Here is a 16,339-nt window from a genome sequence, read left to right as displayed (position 1 = left end):
GTTAGCAAATAGGACATTTTGTCCCATGTTTTTAAATAAACTTGATCCAGCTCATACCTATGCAAGCTTAAAAGCCCTTGCGAATCACAAGGTTTATAAATGTTGACATACATCAACAATCGCGCCGAATTTGAGGCCTAAACTAAGTTACTGAATCGTGCCACTACATTTTCGCATCAAAATGAAAACAAAGGGTTAACCATGGACACACATGCCGCCTTATATCAACAAGGCCAAGCACGCCTCGAAGAGTTACGTCGCTTGGCGCCTCGTCATGCTCAGACATTGCAAGACAAGATGGAAGAGCATGGCATCACCCGCCGAGACTTTATGAAATGGAGCGCCGCCGTCACCGCCATGTTGGCGTTACCGCTCCCCTTTAGCACCTTAGTCGCCGAAGCCGCCGAGCTGGCCGACCGGGTGCCACTGATCTGGTTGCACATGGCCGAATGTACCGGCTGCTCAGAATCTCTGGTGCGTGCCGATACCCCTAACCTCGACTCGCTGATCTTCGACCACGTTTCATTGGAATACCATGAAACCCTGATGGCCGCCGCCGGTTGGCAAGCCGAAGAGAACCTGGAACACGCACTGGAAGCCTACAAGGGTAACTACCTGCTGGCCGTAGAGGGCGCTATCCCTACCGCCAACAACGGTGCCTTCCTCACCGTTGGCTGTAAGGGTCACACTGGCCTTGAGATCATCCACCACGCCGCCGAAGGCGCCGCGGCGATCATCTCAGTCGGTACCTGTGCCTCCTTCGGTGGTGTACAGGCCGCCGCCCCTAACCCTACCGGCGCCAAAGGCGTCGATAAGGTAGTTAACAAGACAGTGGTTAACTTAGGTGGCTGCCCACCTAGCGAGAAGAACATTGTCGGCACCCTGATGTATTTCATCATGTTCGGCAAACTGCCTGCGCTGGATATGTTCAACCGTCCTAAGTGGGCCTACGGCGCACGGGTTCACGATAACTGTGAGCGTCGTGGTCGCTTCGATGCCGGTGAATTTGTCGAGCAGTTCGGCGATGAAGGCGCGAAAGAAGGCTACTGCCTCTATAAGGTGGGATGTAAAGGGCCTTATACCTATAACAACTGCCCCACAGAAAGATTCAATCACCACACCAGTTGGCCAGTACTTGCGGGTCACGGATGTATGGGCTGCTCCGAGCCTAACTTCTGGGACGACATGGCCGACTTTGAAAAACCCCTTGGCAGACAGCTCCTTCATGGGCTGGACGCAACGGCCGATACCGTCGGCGCAGTGATCTTGGGTGCCACAGCTGTAGGTATCGGCGCTCACGCTGTTGCCAGCGTATTTGCCAATTCGAAGGAGGACTAATTCAATGAGCAAACGTGTAGTTATCGACCCTATCACTCGTATCGAAGGCCATCTGCGTATCGAGGTCGAAGTCGACGAAAATAATGTTGTTCAAAAAGCCTGGTCCTCCTCCACTCTGTGGCGCGGCATCGAGGTGATCCTCAAGGGTCGTACGCCGATGGACGTGGGCCTTATCGTGCAGCGTATCTGTGGTGTCTGTACCTATTCACACTATCGCTGCGGTACCGAAGCCGTGGAGAACGCCTTAGGGGTGAAGATCCCGCTGAACGCCAAGTACCTGCGGTCGCTCATGCAGACCTCGCTCTATATGCATGACCACATAGTGCACTTCTACCACCTCCATGGTCTGGACTGGGTAGATGTGGTCTCGGCCCTGAGCGCCGATCCGGCCGCTGCCGCCCAGGTTGCCCTGAAATATACCCACAACCCCATCGCCGCCGGCGAGGGAGAGCTGCGCGCGGTACAAGAGCGCGTCAAGGGCTTCGTCGAAACCGGTAAACTTGGCCCCTTCGCCAACGCCTATTGGGGCAACGGCACCTATAAGTTTACCCCAGAGCAGAACCTGATCGCCCTGTCACACTACCTCAAGGCATTGGAAGTACAGCGCGTTGCCGCCGAGATGCTGGCCATCTTCGGTGGTAAGCAGCCGCATCCACAGTCACTGGTCGTCGGTGGTGTCACCTCGGTGCGCGACATGCTCAGCCCTGCCCGCCTGCAGGAGTGGAAACAAAAACACGCGATCGTGACCGACTTTATTCACCGCGCCTATAAGGCGGATATCGTCATGGCGGCCGAAGCCTTCGGCGGCGAGCCTAGCGTACTGGGCGGCGTCAACGTGAAGAACTTCCTGGCCACCAACGACTTCGTGCTTGCCGATGGTCAGTACATGTTCGACCAAGGCGTGATCATGAACGGCGATCTGGCCAATGTCACCGACATCAACCCAGACTTGATTAAAGAAGACGTAAGCCACGCCTGGTATGACGCCAACGAGCCACAGCATCCTTATGACGGTACCACAGTGCCGAACTACACAGGTTTTGTGGAGCGCGACACCGTCTACGGCAAGCTGCCTACCCTAGATGGCGACGGCAAGTACAGCTGGGTGAAGTCGCCTCGCTACCAAGGCGAGCCGGTGGAAGTGGGTCCGCTCTCTAGCCTGCTGGTCAGCTACGCCCGTGGTAACAAGGTAGTGGTCGATGCGGTCAATGGCCTGCTGGAAGCCACTGGCCTGCCGGTTGAAGCCCTGTTCACTACGCTCGGCCGCACCGCGGCGCGTATGTTACAGACGGTGATTGTGGCCGAAGAGGGCCTCAAAACCTTCGATGCGCTGATCGACAACCTGCTGGTAGACGAAGCCACCTATGTGCAGCCTGAGATAGATCCAAGTAAGGAGTATGTGGGCCACGCCATGATCGAGGCGCCACGCGGCATGCTCAGCCACTGGATCCGCATCAAGAACGGTCTGGTCGAGAACTATCAGGCTGTGGTGCCTACCACCTGGAACGCGGGCCCTGTGGATGCTGCCGGTAAGGTAGGTCCCTATGAGGCATCCCTGTTAGGCCTCAAGCTGGAAGACCCGACTAAACCACTGGAAGTGATACGTATCATTCACTCGTTCGACCCTTGTATGGCCTGTTCGGTACATGTGATGGACTATAAGGGCCAAGATCTGGGTGAGTTCCGTATCGACCCAAACGGCAATAACTAAGGAGCAACTCATGGCTACAACCAATGTACCCTATGAGAGAGCCTTTATCTTCAGCGCCGCGATCAGGATTTTTCACTGGTTGCGAGCGCTCTCCATACTGGTTCTTGTCATAACAGGCTTCTATATTGCCTGGCCGTTTTTGGTGGCGCCGAGCAGCACGGATGTGTTGGTACAGGGGTGGGTAAGATTTGCCCACCTGATCTTCGGCTTCGTGCTATGTGCCATCACAATTGCCAGGGCCTACCTGTTCTTCTTCAGCAAGAGTGACATTGAGCGGCGCTCCTTCAAGGACGTCACCAGCGTCAACAGCTGGATAGTGCAGCTCAAGTCCTATCTCTGGATGGGACACCTGGACAAGAAAGGCGTGTATGGCCCCTTGCAGTTTGTCACCTACTTTGCCGTGTCTGTGATTGCGGTGCTGATCTGCATCACTGGTCTGGCACTGTACGCCAACGTCTATCATCTCGGCCTTGGCGGCATGTTAGCTGACATGGCGGCCTGGGTGACCGGTGCCATGGGTGGCCTGGCCCAGGTACGGATCTGGCACCATTACTTTACTTGGGTGTTTATTATCTTTGTGGTGATCCACGTCTATATGGCGGTTTGGACCGGCATCAGATTTAAACATAATTCGGTAGATTCCATCGTCTCTGGCTATGACTACCATCCTAAGAAACACTAAATAAGGGCGCCATGAAAATACTGTTACTCGGTATTGGTAATGTGCTGTACGCCGATGAAGGGATCGGCGTACATTTTGTCAATTACCTGCAAGAAAACTATCGCTTTAGCCATCCGTCGCATCAACTCGATGTGATGGATGGTGGCACCTTAGCCCAAGGGCTAATTCCCATTATCTGTAAATACGACTATCTTGTGGTGGTAGATACGGTCAACGCCCACGGCGTCGGCCCAGGAGAGGTCTATTTTTTCGATTTCGACAAGGCTCCCAGTGAAATCGATTGGCAAGGAAGCGCACATGAGGTGGAGATGTTACAAACATTGACCATGATGGAGATGGTCGGAGACAGACCGAAAACCTTCGTACTTGGCTGTACGCCAACCGTACTCGAACCTATGACACTGGGACTCACCCCGAGTGTCGCCGCCGCCGTTCCCCTGATGGAAACGACAATACTCACCCATTTCAAGTCCCTCGGATTCGAGATCGAACGCATCAACGACTTGGCTATAGAAACGCTCATTCCAGATTCTTATAAGCGCGGTGTAACCCTAGATGAAGACAATCAAATTTGAATTTACCTGCTCACGGCAGGTGCCGCTTTACGCGCATTTATGTAACCGATACCTAAATTACGGTGAACTAAACATCCATATCGGCTACCAGGGCGGCGCCTATTTTATCGAGGCCGAGGGCAAACAGAGCGAGCTGGAAACCCTGGCCGATGAGATAGCCCAGGACTTTCTGATCTCAGTCTGGCTCACAGATTCGCGCATCGCCCTGGTCGACGCGCCAAGCGGCAGTACCGAGCCCTTGGCAACCCAGCCATTGACCCAGGAGTTCTGCCAGCAGTGTGCGCCCCACTTTGGCGACAATCAGGCTGCAGCATTTGGCCAACTGGATCTCGGCTGTGACTGCTGCCACGGCGAGCTTCGCATCCATGAGGCGTATCGCGGCCTCACCGCAGGTGATATTCAGGCCATGTATCAGCGCCTGCTCACCCAGGGCGAACTCAAGCTGGCAGGCGGCGTTCATCTATGCCTTAGCCCAATTGACGGCCCGGCGCGCCCTCGCCTGCTTATCTGTAATCCCAACACCTTAAATGCCCAGTTCCACCTCAGCGATCCTCAGGTGCTGGCACTGTCGAGCATAGAGAAACCTCTCATCTGCGTGCGGCCCATCAAAGATCATCCAAAACTCAAGCAGCCCTTGTACGATCTCTGCTTTGCCTACAACCGCCTCTTGGTGATCCTGGCCGAGCATCTACGCCAGCATGGCACAGACTGGGTCTACCTGAACGATCCCGCCCAGTGTGAGGCGCTGGCCTATATCGATGGCCAATGGGCTGAGATCCACACGAAAGCGCCAAACAGCCTGCGCATCGACTCGCCCAAACAGCCGCTACATGACGCTGTGCTGCTCAACGGCAAAGACACGAGTTACTACGCAAGCCACAGCGACAAACAGGGTGGCCATTACCTACTTGAGCAAAGCTGCGATGTGAACACGCGCCACAGCGCAATGACACCGAGTACCCTGAGTGATGACGAGCTGGCAATGTGCGCCCTGCACAGCGTCAATCTCGAGCATGGCTTAGGTAAGCACAGCGCCATCATCTATCTCAGCCGCGATCATGGCGGGCACATCTACACCCTGGACGGTAAATGTGAAGCCGAGCGTTTCTTCGCCCTGCCCGAGCTGCCCGAGACTGGTTACGACATCTATCATCAGCTGGAGCAGAGCCCACAGCGCAAGGTGCTGGAGAAGTTTAAGCAGCGTTATCCCGAAGACTACCTCAGGCTGCTGGACCTGAAACTTCCCGCAGAGCGCCATAGCCTGAGCGCCCTCTGGGCCGTTGGTGCGGTGATCTTGGGCCTCGAGAGCCGCTCCCTGAGTGTAGGCGATCTCAACGACGCCCTGATGGCCGCCGCCCAGGCCCATAGAGGCAGCAACTCGCCGCGCATCGACTATCCGCTCACCCGCGGCGAGGCCTATCGCAGCCTCAACTGGTGTAAGACGCTGGGGACGCTGATCAGCTTCCGTCTGGCCGACGACAGGGACAGCCAAAAACTGGCCTTTGGCATGCACGACTCCTTCGCCGACTACCTAGCCAACTGGATTGAACATCTGGATCTTAACCTGGGGGTCAAGTCGGTGGCACTGGCCGGTAGCGAATGGGCTAACCCGGTATTGTGTCAGCGCGTCGCACTGCGTGTGGGCAAAAACTTCCCCCTCAAACACAACCAGCAGTTGGAAATTGATGGCAACAACCATGCTATCGGTGCCCTACTGCTGAAGAAACGTAGGCTATAGCATGTCTGCCAAGCTGCAAGCGTCCATCGAGGCGACCAAGCGAGTCAGACTGGACATCACAGGTATCGTCCAGGGGGTCGGTTTTCGCCCCTTCGTTTACCGCTGGGCCACCGAGCTTGGCCTGCTGGGCCTGACCTTCAACCACAGCAAGGGCGTCACCGTAGAGCTACAGGGTACAACCCAAGCCATCAAGGCTTTCGTCGAGGCGCTTAACGAAACACCACCACCTTTGGCGCGCATCGACAGCCTGAGCCAGGTCGAGATCCCACTACAGGACTGTGACAGCTTCGAAATCACCCACAGCCAGGCCGACGCCAAGGCTGTGGTGGCGGTATCGAGCGACAAGAGCAGTTGTCAGGAGTGTCTCGATGAGATCATGGATCCCAGCAACCGCCACTACCAGTACCCCTTTACCAACTGCACTAACTGCGGCCCCAGATACACGCTGATCCGCGCCCTGCCCTACGACAGGCCCAACACAGCCATGGCCGAATTTGCCATGTGCGATGCCTGCGCCGCGGCCTATCAAGACCCGCTGGACAGGCGCTACCACGCCCAGCCAGTAAGCTGCCCAAATTGCGGCCCGCAGCTAAGCCTGTTAGACGCAGGGCAAATGCCGCTGGCAGAAAGAAACGACGCACTGGATCTGGCGGTAGAACTACTTGCCCAGGGCAAGACCCTGGCTATCAAGGGACTGGGCGGTTTTCACCTGGTGTGCGATGCCACCAATGATGAAGCGGTGCAGCGACTACGCAGACGCAAACAGCGTCCGGCCAAGCCCTTCGCCGTGATGTGCGCCTCAGTTGAGATGGCCCAGAACCTGGCGACAGGCAGTGACGCCGAGTGGCAACTGCTGCAAAGCGCCGAGCGGCCCATCACCCTGCTGCAAAAATCGCCCAGCTGCGATCTGCTCAGCCCGGCAGTGGCCCCCGGCATAGACCGACTCGGGCTGTTTCTACCTTATACGCCCTTACACCATCTGCTACTCACTAGGCTAAACCGCCCCTTGGTGGCCACAAGTGCCAACCGCAGCGGTGAGCCCATCATCACACATGCCGAGGATATCTTCGCGCTGCTTGGCGAGGTGGTCGACGCCGTGCTGGATCACAACCGCGAGATCCTCAACGGCTGCGATGACAGCGTAGTGCAGATGGTGGATGACAAGCTGCAGGTTATTCGATTGGCGCGCGGCTATGCGCCGCTGACCCTGGCGCTGCCACAGGCTGTGCCTCAGGAAACCTTGGCGGTGGGCGCCCAGCAGAAAAACAGCATCGCCTTCGGGTTTGATCATAACCTGGTACTCAGCCCCCATATCGGCGATCTCTTCAGCCTGGAGGCAGAGCAATATTTTATCGACACCCTGGCGACCTTTAAGCGTCTCTACCAGTTCAGTGCCAAACATCTGGTGAGCGACAAACATCCCGACTACGCCTCGACAGTCTGGGCGCTAGCGCAGAAGGAAGCACTAGGCATTCCCTGCACTCAGGTGCAGCACCACTATGCCCACATCCTGAGCGTCATGGCCGTCAACCAGACTAGCGACAAGGTGCTGGGCTTTAGTTTCGACGGCACGGGCCTCGGCGATGGGCGCCAGCTCTGGGGCGGTGAAGCCATGATCGCCGATGTGTCCGGTTACCAGCGCGTCGCCCATCTGAGCCCCATGGCGCTGATCGGCGGCGAGCAGGCCATTAAAGACCCTCGCCGTATCATGCTGGCGTTGCTGTTTGAACGCTACTCGCCTGAAACGCTTAAAAACCTGCCACTCAAGGCGCTCAGCGAGTTACCCACGAGCCTCATCGGTAACCTGCATACCCTGTGGCACAAAGGCGTCGCCACCCAGATGACCAGCTCCATCGGCCGTTTGTTCGACGCCACCGCCTGCCTGCTGAACCTGATGCAAACCACCCAGTTTGAAGGCCAGGCCGGCATGTTGATCGAGGCCAAGGCCAACGAGATCAGCGCCGTGCAGCTTAGCAGATCAGGCATTGTCTTTAGCCTGAGCGAAGAGGATGGGGTCTGGCAGCTCGCATCCCTGTGGGAGCAGATGGTGGATGCCCTGCTGCATTGGCAGGACAAGCCCGATGGCATAAGCCTTATCGCCCGCGCCTTCATGAACGCCCTGGCACAGGCGGTGACCGACTGCGCGCGTAAACATAGCGCCCTTAGCGTGGCGCTTTGCGGCGGCGTATTTCAAAACCGCTATCTGCTCAGCGAGACACGTAAACGATTGAGCATGGCTAAGATTAAGGTGCTGGATTCACATCAGGTACCGGTTAACGATGGCGGCATTGCCCTGGGGCAACTCTGGTACGCCATTCACCAAGATAACGAGGCGCAAACGTCGACGGAAAACGCATTCCGCTAACGGTTTGAGCCAATTTGATTAACAGGACTTTGCCTAAAACTGACCCGGGTCAATGAAGTCACCGGGTCCCTAGCGCAAAATGGCATAAACGCCTTAGATTTATGGAGTTCATTATGTGTAAAGACTGCGGCTGCTCTATTACCCGGGATCACAGCCATGAGCATGATCACCACCATGCTCACAGCCACGAACATGATCATAGCCACGCACACGGTCATGAACACAGCCACGGGCATCATCACGACCACGGCACGGTTCGTAGCAATCCTCAGCTCAATGACAAGAAGACACTGTCTGTCATCCATAAGATCCTCGATAAGAACGACCACGAGGCGGCCCATAACCGTGCCCATTTCGAGGCCCACAATATCACCGCCTTCAACCTAATGAGCAGTCCAGGTAGCGGTAAAACCACACTGCTTGAACACCTCAAAGAGTATACAGAGCTCAATTATGGCGTGGTCGAAGGCGATCTTGAGACCTCCCGCGACGCCGACCGCCTCACCGCCAAGGGCATTCCCGCCTTTCAGATCCAGACCGGCTCGGCCTGTCACCTGGACGCCTTCATGGTGCACGACGCCCTGCATCACGTGGATCTGGCCCCGCTGGACATCTGCTTCGTGGAAAACGTCGGCAACCTGGTCTGCCCCGCCTCCTACGATGTGGGTACCCATTACAACATAGTGCTGGTCTCTGTCCCCGAGGGCGACGACAAGATTGAGAAATACCCGGTAATGTTCCGCAAGGCCGACCTGGTACTGATCACTAAGGCCGATCTGCTGCAACACTTCGACTTTAGCGTCGAAGAAGCCAGGGCCCAGGTCAAACGTCTCAACCCTGATGCCGAGGTGATCACCACCTCCATCAAAGATGGCGACAGCATGCGCGCCGTGGTCGACTGGCTAAACGCCCACAGGAGCCAATAACCATGTGCCTATCCATCCCCTCAAGAATCGTAGAACTCCACCCCGAGGAGCAGGCCGTAACCGTCGAGACCCTGGGGGTCAAGCGTAAGGTCAGCAGCCACCTGATGAATGAGCCGCTGGCGCTCGACGACTATGTGCTTATCCATATCGGCTTCGTGATGAACAAGATAGATAAGGCCGATGCCGAACAGAGCCTGGCCCTGTATCAGGAGATCGTCGAAAAGATGAATGAGCAGGAGGCCCAGTCATGATAGCGCTCAAGCAGCTATATCAGGGCTTTAGAGATCCCGAGACCATACACAATCTGGCCAAGGAGATCGCCCTGCACGCCGCCAAGCACGACGGCAACATCTACATCATGGAGGTGTGCGGCGGTCATACCCACACCATCATGAAATATGGCCTCAACCAGCTACTGCCAGACAATATCGAGTTTGTGCATGGGCCCGGCTGTCCCGTGTGTGTCATGCCGAAAGAGCGCATCGACCACGCCGCCATCCTGGCCTCACAGCCAGACGTGATTTTGGTGACCCTGGGAGATATGATCCGCGTGCCCGGCTCCAACGGCAGTCTGGCAGAGTTTCGCGCCAAGGGCTGCGATATTCGCCCTCTCTACGACCCGCTGGATGCCCTGACCATCGCCAAGGAAAACCCTGGCAAGCAGGTGATCTTCTTCGCCATAGGTTTCGAGACCTCGACGCCCATGACGGCGGTGCTGATCGAACAGGCCGAGCAGCAAGGGATAGATAACCTGCTGTTTCATATCAACCACGTGCTGGTGCCGCCAGCCATCGACGCCGTGATGGCCGATCCCCAGGCCAAGGTGAATGCCTTTATCGGCCCGGCTCACGTGAGCGTGATCTCGGGTGCCAAGCTCTATCGCCCGGCCGTTAACCAATACGGCACGCCCGTAGTGGTATCTGGGTTTGAGCCTGTGGATGTGATGGAATCTATCCTGCGCATCGTCAAGCAGAAGGTCGATGGCGTCGCCGAGTTAGACGTGCAATATAGCCGCGCCGTGAGCGAGGAAGGCAACGTCCATGCCCAGCAGAAGGTGGATCAATACCTCACCATCAGGCCGCATTTCCGTTGGCGCGGTCTGGGGCCGCTGGGCGAGTCCGCCCTGATGCTAAAGCCTGAATTTGCCCACCGCGACGCCGAGGTGATCTACCGTGAGAAGCTGAACGTGCCCGATATCGACGATCACAAGGCCTGTCAGTGCGGCGACATCCTTAGGGGTATCGCCAAGCCGAAAGACTGTAAGGTCTTCGGCCGCGGCTGCACCCCAGAAACGCCACTCGGTAGCTGCATGGTCAGCTCGGAAGGCGCCTGCAACGCCTATTACCGCTATAACGGAGTCTAATCATGGCCGATAATGAAAAAACCGTACAACTCAGTCACGGCGGTGGCGGCAAGGAGATGAATCGTCTGATCAAGTCGATCTTCTTCAAGGCCTTCAATAACCCGATTTTGGCGAGCGAAGAAGACGCCGCCCTGCTCCACTTCGAGGGTCAGGCCGCCTTTACCACAGACTCCTTCACCGTCTCGCCGCTGTTTTTTGCCGGTGGCAACATAGGCAAGCTCGCCATTGCCGGGACGGTCAACGATCTCGCCATGATGGGCGCAGAACCTCAATATCTGAGCTGCAGCTTCATCATAGAAGAAGGCTTTGCCATCAAGGATCTGAAAACCATCGTCGATAGCATGGCCGAGGAGCTGCACAAGAGCGGCACCCGCATCGTCTGCGGCGATACCAAGGTAGTGCCTAAGGGCTGCGCCGATGGCCTGTTTATCAACACCTCTGGCGTAGGCCGCGTGTTGAAACCACAGATCTCGGTGAAAAATCTGCGTCCCGGCGATGCCATCCTGGTCTCGGGCGATATAGGCCGTCACGGCGCCGCCATCTTGATGGCCCGCGAAGGACTCACCCTGGAATCTGAGCTGGTCAGCGACTGCGCCAATCTCTGGCCTGTGGTCGAGCAGCTGATCGCCTGCAACATCGAAGTGCACGCCATGCGCGACGCCACCCGTGGCGGCCTGGCGGCGGTACTCAACGAATGGGCCAGCGCCTCCAATGTCGGCATCAATGTCGAGGAGAGCAAGATCCCCGTGTGTGACGAAGTAAAGGGCCTGTGTGAGCTCTATGGCTTCGAGCCCCATGACCTGGCCAACGAAGGCACCTTCATCCTGGCGGTGCCGGGTGAAATCGCCGACGGCGCACTGGAGATCATCCAGCGCTACGGCCACTGCCAGCAGGCGGCCATCATAGGCCATGTGGAAGAACCCCATCCGGGCAAAGTGGTGCTCAAGACACCATGGGGCAGCAGCCGCTACCTCGACCTGCCCCAGGGTGAACTGCTGCCAAGGATCTGTTAATGCACGAATATTCGATTGTCACCGCCCTGCTGGAACAGTGTGAACAGCACGCCATCGCCAATCAGGCGAGCAAGATCACTAAGGTGGTGATAAAGATCGGCGTCCTCAGCGGCGTCGAACCCGCCCTACTAGCGACCGCGTTTGAAACCTTCAAGTTGGAGGGGCGCGCCAGAGAGGCGAAACTTGAGATTCTACATCAGGAATTGGTGCTCGAGTGCCAGGCTTGCCAAAGCACTCATACCATTAAAGAACGAAGTGTCATTTGTCCTAGTTGTCACAGCTATGAGACCCGCATCATCGAAGGGGAAGAATTGCTGCTGATGCAACTAGAGCTAGAAACCGATGAATAAAACCAAACATATATGGAGTATTACAATGAAAAAAGCCTCACTACTACTCGCTAGCCTTCTTCCTGCGGCGGCCTGGGCACACCCAGGACACAATGGCATAGGTCTGTTCCACCACCTTAACGACCTACTCCCCATCATAGCGCTGGTGATCATCGTCGCCGGCGTGATGCTGTGGAAGAAACGCTCATAACACAAGCGTTACCCTAAGCGTAAAGACAGCGTTAGACTCCCCAGAGTCTAGCGCTATCTTGATCCGTCTAGCCAAAGCTAGCTTTGATTCTGTTAGCTTCGAATAGGTTCGCTTTAACGGTCAAGACTGTGTGTTGGCAAACAAGCTTCAGCAAATCATCCACTGCTCACTCCCCCAAGAGCTAGCAACTTGCGCCCTCTCCCCTCAATAAACTTAAATCCGGCTTAAACGACTCGAACAGACACTTTTTTAGTGCTTCATCCGAAAACCTTGCCACTGTTCAACTCATTTTGGACAAAAACCGGTAGAGTTGAAGCTCGAAGTCAGCAGATTCGGATAAGTTGAGTTGGACTAAATGAAATCCAACTCGTACGAGTCTATCAAGTCTGAGCTAGTACAAGTCAGTATATGAATGGCAGTATTTTGATGTGGAATGGCCCGTATTTCATTGACCCCCTAATACCTCAAAATGAGGAGTATGGATGATGTCTATTAACAACAAACAAGCATCCTTACTCTGTACAATTTGGTGCCTCCTCGCTGGTGTGTTTGCGACTAGATTATTCGTAGTCCAGTTTTTGTGGAACCTTCCCAACGGTACAATCCGCTTCCCATAATCTCGTCCCCCAAACCGAAGTAAGGAGATTGCTAGATTTCACTTCGAGTCTAAATGCGTTAGCACATAAACAAGTCGCTCATCTAATAGCCTCAGAGACTGACGACAAAAAACTTGCGGTTCAATGTTAATTTCAGCCCTTAATAATGAATGAATTCATCAACGGAGAAGGCACGTAAATCCTACCATCAAAACATTAAGAATCATAGCCTCTCTGCATCTCTTTTCTTTGAAGCATCTTATTAATATTTATATTTTTTCTCCAATCAACAAAGAATCGTTGCTTTCTAATAGAGTTGTACATGCGATTTACTTTGTCATTTGGTGGCACGGCTCCATACTCTTTGAGTAAATAAACATTTAAAGCAGATTTATATTGTTCCTCATCTATGAATGGGAAAGTACCTAAATCAACTAACAAATGTATTAGCTCCGAAGAGTTTTTGGGAGAGTCACAAGCAGATATTCTCTTTTTTAAACTACTATATGCAGCAGTAACAATGTCAATATTATTACCATCTAAACAACATAAGTACATCAAGCTAGTCAGGTCAAAATAATCTAATGAATCTACGCCGCATCCTTGTTTGCTTGTATTAAAAAAATCTAGAATTAGAGAGTCATCCAATACATCTTCACCGAATAGACTTCTCAAAGATATAAGTGAATTAACAAATTCGATTCTTGGTTTATCGCATTCAATTGCAAGCCTAACAAAAAGCTTCACTTCATCTCTAAGTTTCTTTTCAACCTCTAACTGATCAGATTTTAATAGCTTAATATTTATCCCACGTATGACAACAAAAATCTGAGACATTATATGACTAGTCCTCACCCTCGTACTCATCACATAAATAAAACTAAGAAAATCCAAAAGGAATATAATGTAATTTCTATAAACGGGACTATATTTTTCCATATCAGAAATTTTTTCAACTTCCTCTAACAACTTTGTAGTTCTAGATCTAAATATAGTCATTACTAATCCGCTAAAAGCATCATAACTAGCATTGTTAATTTTGACTATCGACTTAAATCTAGTAATTAAGTTATTAGATCTTGTATACGGCTTATATATGTGTTGTATGGAAGGGGTTGATACGATATCTTTAATGCTAGAAATATCAGATCGGTCCCTTTTTATTGATTTGAAAAACTCACTAAGTACATCAGCGACCTCTGTTTTTGCAATTGTTAGATTCGTAATAAAAGGCCTTGTATCTCTAAAGTCTTTTGACTCATTTACGAAAAGCTTATACTCAGACAAAACATCTATAAAAGTATTATAAATATCATCAGCCGTTTCTGTGCTACGAGTGAAGACAAAAAAATCATCTACATACCTTTTTACTTCGTAATCAACTCTATTTCTATAACCGAGTTTTAACAGTCTATTTTCAGCTTCAGTATCAATTTTTTGAAGAATTATTTCTGCAAATACTCTTGAAAACTCTGGCCCGACAATAATGCCATTTGTTTCTCCCTCATTCATATTCCTAATGATTTTATCAAACTGATCATCAAAGGAGTAGGAACCAGCATTAATCTTTGAAAAACTCTTACCCTTAATTGCCCAACTAATACTGTGCGTGTAAATACTACTGAAACACTTAGCGACATCAAACCTTAAAAAATTTGTATATTTTTTTTCTACCGCTTGAAACTTCAAAGAACTAAAGAACTTGTAAAGCAGTGTATAACCATCATATGAAAAATATGATGTACCATACTTGTCTTCTGAATAACTTTCATCTGAAATAGATTTTTGCTGTTCAACATCATTATCCTTAACTTCCTCGCACTCCTTATTTAAAGCTGTTAACCCTTTGTTCTGATAGAAGTAAGATGCCACTCTAGTAGGCTTTCGGATACTGAAGTTTGACTTTGAACACAAGTACGTAACTAACTCGGCATTATTATGAATCAAATTGCATATAGAAAATTGTGATGCTGGATGTGCTACACTTATAACTCTGTGCTTATCCTCCCCCTTTTTAATCCTGAAATTATATGGTTGATAAGTATTCTTCATATCACCGATAAAGATATCTTTTAAATATGAATCCATACTATAATTTTTTTTAGAAACCAATAAAATCCAAGATTAGAAAAAAACAATGGCGTTTCATATGGTAACGTGTCAGTTAATAGGAATCGATACTTATCATGCTTTTTTATTATAACTTTATCCATTATTCCAACACCCTTTAACTTTGTTAACCTGAGTACCACTAAACTCTGTCACATACTTGTTTTTAAAACCAGAAACAAATGACAATTGATTCAACCTACCTTGATTAATGTCAGTTAGAATATGCTTTGTTGACTTCCATGAAAATATCATCCTTCGTAAGAAAACATCCAACTCTTCGTAAGCAGAAATATCAGTCAAATGAATATAATTATAATAAACACCAGACTTCATTCTATCTGTCCTATGCTTGCCCTGTGAAATAAAATGATTTCCAGTTAGGAACTTGATTCTATTTTCTAGTAGTTTATAATCCCCACTGTTTTCATAAAACTTAAAGCTAAGATAAATCCTATTCCTAATTTTATTTATTTTCGATTGAGACATGCCAACTGTAATATCTTCTTGCCCTTTCCCTTTTTTTAAAAGCATTGGGAATGAAAATTTATACCCCAGGTAACTAAAATTGATTACAACCTTATCTTTTTTACTACAACTGCATCTATCAAAACACGCACATTTATCTTTATTGCAACGACATGATTCACCACAATAACAACTAAGAACCTTTAAAGATCTAGTTTTCTTCCAGTTCAGATTTAAACCTTTAGGCAGGTGTTTAATTACATCACATTTCAACTCAAGCCTCTCTGAGGCCATAATCAAAATATCGTCAACAAATCGAGTGTAAAAATACACTCGATTATTAGACTTTATCTTTTTATCGAAATCTCTCATAGCCAGTTCAGACAATGTTGAACTTAAGCCAATACCTCTGGGCAAACCGACAACACCACTATTCTCAACAGCAGTTAAAAACTCTTTTAAAATATAACTAGACTCTGATGATATTATACTATCACCTAATATTTTATCACAGTACAAGCTTGGTTCAATCGACTCATAAAACTCACTAATATCTAACTTATATATATATTTTGGCGTAGATTCCTTTAAGAGAGATATGATCTGTTTAACAATAGTATGTCTATCGCTTTGTTTTACTTTATAGATTGACTTTATATTGTGATTTAACTTTGATAAAACAATATCATCTTCTTTTGTATTAGGAGTGTATATAGGATTTTGTTTAATCGGATGTGAATCTAGATCTTGAAGTCTAAATGTCCCTAATGATATCTGTTCGGCAACCGTCGCTAAATCGATAAGCTCCCTTTTCTTGGCAATAGACTTAGATGTTCTATTCCTGAGGCCAAGTACATCCTGTAAATTCTCTTCCTTGAACGACTGCTTATTCATTAGCGACTCTACCAAAAAATA

At 51.0% G+C, this 16,339-nt stretch carries 14 protein-coding genes; 12 read left to right on the top strand and 2 right to left on the bottom strand.

Annotation, left to right across the window (positions count from 1 at the left end; all coding sequences use genetic code 11):
* Window positions 1–201 precede the first annotated feature (201 nt).
* The 12 genes from hyaA to L1D43_RS06380 all read left to right on the top strand — a co-directional run bounded on the left by hyaA (window position 202) and on the right by L1D43_RS06380 (window position 12,251).
* Window positions 202–1,338 carry a nickel-dependent hydrogenase small subunit gene (gene hyaA / locus L1D43_RS06435; protein WP_041511451.1) on the top strand — a complete coding sequence of 379 codons (1,137 nt, stop codon included), beginning with the start codon at window positions 202–204 and terminating at the stop codon, window positions 1,336–1,338.
* A gap of 4 nt (window positions 1,339–1,342) precedes the next feature.
* The gene (gene hyaB / locus L1D43_RS06430) at window positions 1,343–3,049 is read left to right on the top strand and encodes a nickel-dependent hydrogenase large subunit (protein WP_041511452.1); all 1,707 of its coding nucleotides are present in this window, start codon (window positions 1,343–1,345) and stop codon (window positions 3,047–3,049) included.
* A gap of 10 nt (window positions 3,050–3,059) precedes the next feature.
* Window positions 3,060–3,731: a Ni/Fe-hydrogenase, b-type cytochrome subunit gene (cybH, locus tag L1D43_RS06425; RefSeq protein WP_041511453.1), complete on the top strand. Its 672-nt coding sequence runs from the start codon at window positions 3,060–3,062 to the stop codon at window positions 3,729–3,731.
* Window positions 3,732–3,742: 11 nt separating this feature from the next.
* A complete protein-coding gene (locus L1D43_RS06420; RefSeq protein WP_239850381.1) occupies window positions 3,743–4,306 on the top strand; it encodes a HyaD/HybD family hydrogenase maturation endopeptidase in 564 nt (187 codons plus the stop codon).
* Window positions 4,287–6,044, top strand: coding sequence for a NiFe hydrogenase (locus L1D43_RS06415; RefSeq protein WP_239850380.1), 1,758 nt, complete (start codon window positions 4,287–4,289; stop codon window positions 6,042–6,044). Before L1D43_RS06420 ends, L1D43_RS06415 begins: the two co-directional genes overlap by 20 nt.
* Before the next feature lies 1 nt (window position 6,045).
* The gene (gene hypF / locus L1D43_RS06410) at window positions 6,046–8,409 is read left to right on the top strand and encodes a carbamoyltransferase HypF (RefSeq protein WP_239850379.1); all 2,364 of its coding nucleotides are present in this window, start codon (window positions 6,046–6,048) and stop codon (window positions 8,407–8,409) included.
* Between the two features lie 113 nt (window positions 8,410–8,522).
* Window positions 8,523–9,335: a hydrogenase nickel incorporation protein HypB gene (gene hypB, locus L1D43_RS06405; RefSeq protein ID WP_239850378.1), complete on the top strand. Its 813-nt coding sequence runs from the start codon at window positions 8,523–8,525 to the stop codon at window positions 9,333–9,335.
* Window positions 9,336–9,337: 2 nt separating this feature from the next.
* Window positions 9,338–9,586 carry a HypC/HybG/HupF family hydrogenase formation chaperone gene (gene hypC, locus L1D43_RS06400; RefSeq protein ID WP_239850377.1) on the top strand — a complete coding sequence of 83 codons (249 nt, stop codon included), beginning with the start codon at window positions 9,338–9,340 and terminating at the stop codon, window positions 9,584–9,586.
* Window positions 9,583–10,698, top strand: a complete 1,116-nt coding sequence (gene hypD / locus L1D43_RS06395; protein ID WP_239850376.1) for a hydrogenase formation protein HypD — start codon at window positions 9,583–9,585, stop codon at window positions 10,696–10,698. The genes hypC and hypD overlap by 4 nt, the downstream gene beginning before the upstream one ends.
* Before the next feature lie 2 nt (window positions 10,699–10,700).
* Window positions 10,701–11,711: a hydrogenase expression/formation protein HypE gene (gene hypE, locus L1D43_RS06390; protein WP_239850375.1), complete on the top strand. Its 1,011-nt coding sequence runs from the start codon at window positions 10,701–10,703 to the stop codon at window positions 11,709–11,711.
* A complete protein-coding gene (gene hypA / locus L1D43_RS06385; protein ID WP_239850374.1) occupies window positions 11,711–12,061 on the top strand; it encodes a hydrogenase/urease nickel incorporation protein HypA in 351 nt (116 codons plus the stop codon). The genes hypE and hypA overlap by 1 nt, the downstream gene beginning before the upstream one ends.
* 25 nt (window positions 12,062–12,086) lie before the next feature.
* Window positions 12,087–12,251 carry a hypothetical protein gene (locus L1D43_RS06380; protein WP_181006099.1) on the top strand — a complete coding sequence of 55 codons (165 nt, stop codon included), beginning with the start codon at window positions 12,087–12,089 and terminating at the stop codon, window positions 12,249–12,251.
* A gap of 812 nt (window positions 12,252–13,063) precedes the next feature.
* Here L1D43_RS06380 and drt3b read toward each other — a convergent pair.
* Window positions 13,064–14,935, bottom strand: coding sequence for an antiviral reverse transcriptase Drt3b (drt3b, locus tag L1D43_RS06375; RefSeq protein WP_239850373.1), 1,872 nt, complete (start codon window positions 14,933–14,935; stop codon window positions 13,064–13,066).
* A gap of 117 nt (window positions 14,936–15,052) precedes the next feature.
* A complete protein-coding gene (drt3a, locus tag L1D43_RS06370; RefSeq protein WP_239850372.1) occupies window positions 15,053–16,318 on the bottom strand; it encodes an antiviral reverse transcriptase Drt3a in 1,266 nt (421 codons plus the stop codon).
* Between the last annotated feature and the right edge of the window lie 21 nt (window positions 16,319–16,339).

The organism is Shewanella sp. Isolate8, assembly GCF_022398495.1.
Lineage (GTDB): Bacteria > Pseudomonadota > Gammaproteobacteria > Enterobacterales > Shewanellaceae > Shewanella > Shewanella aquimarina.
Note: the sequence above shows the minus strand (reverse complement) of the source record. Positions and strands in the feature narration are given on the sequence as shown.

Coding starts and splice junctions, on each gene's coding strand:
- hyaA (WP_041511451.1), top strand. CDS start 202: ATGGACACACATGCCGCCTTATATCAACAAGGCCAAGCACGCCTCGAA.
- hyaB (WP_041511452.1), top strand. CDS start 1,343: ATGAGCAAACGTGTAGTTATCGACCCTATCACTCGTATCGAAGGCCAT.
- cybH (WP_041511453.1), top strand. CDS start 3,060: ATGGCTACAACCAATGTACCCTATGAGAGAGCCTTTATCTTCAGCGCC.
- L1D43_RS06420 (WP_239850381.1), top strand. CDS start 3,743: ATGAAAATACTGTTACTCGGTATTGGTAATGTGCTGTACGCCGATGAA.
- L1D43_RS06415 (WP_239850380.1), top strand. CDS start 4,287: ATGAAGACAATCAAATTTGAATTTACCTGCTCACGGCAGGTGCCGCTT.
- hypF (WP_239850379.1), top strand. CDS start 6,046: ATGTCTGCCAAGCTGCAAGCGTCCATCGAGGCGACCAAGCGAGTCAGA.
- hypB (WP_239850378.1), top strand. CDS start 8,523: ATGTGTAAAGACTGCGGCTGCTCTATTACCCGGGATCACAGCCATGAG.
- hypC (WP_239850377.1), top strand. CDS start 9,338: ATGTGCCTATCCATCCCCTCAAGAATCGTAGAACTCCACCCCGAGGAG.
- hypD (WP_239850376.1), top strand. CDS start 9,583: ATGATAGCGCTCAAGCAGCTATATCAGGGCTTTAGAGATCCCGAGACC.
- hypE (WP_239850375.1), top strand. CDS start 10,701: ATGGCCGATAATGAAAAAACCGTACAACTCAGTCACGGCGGTGGCGGC.
- hypA (WP_239850374.1), top strand. CDS start 11,711: ATGCACGAATATTCGATTGTCACCGCCCTGCTGGAACAGTGTGAACAG.
- L1D43_RS06380 (WP_181006099.1), top strand. CDS start 12,087: ATGAAAAAAGCCTCACTACTACTCGCTAGCCTTCTTCCTGCGGCGGCC.
- drt3b (WP_239850373.1), bottom strand. CDS start 14,935: ATGGATTCATATTTAAAAGATATCTTTATCGGTGATATGAAGAATACT.
- drt3a (WP_239850372.1), bottom strand. CDS start 16,318: ATGAATAAGCAGTCGTTCAAGGAAGAGAATTTACAGGATGTACTTGGC.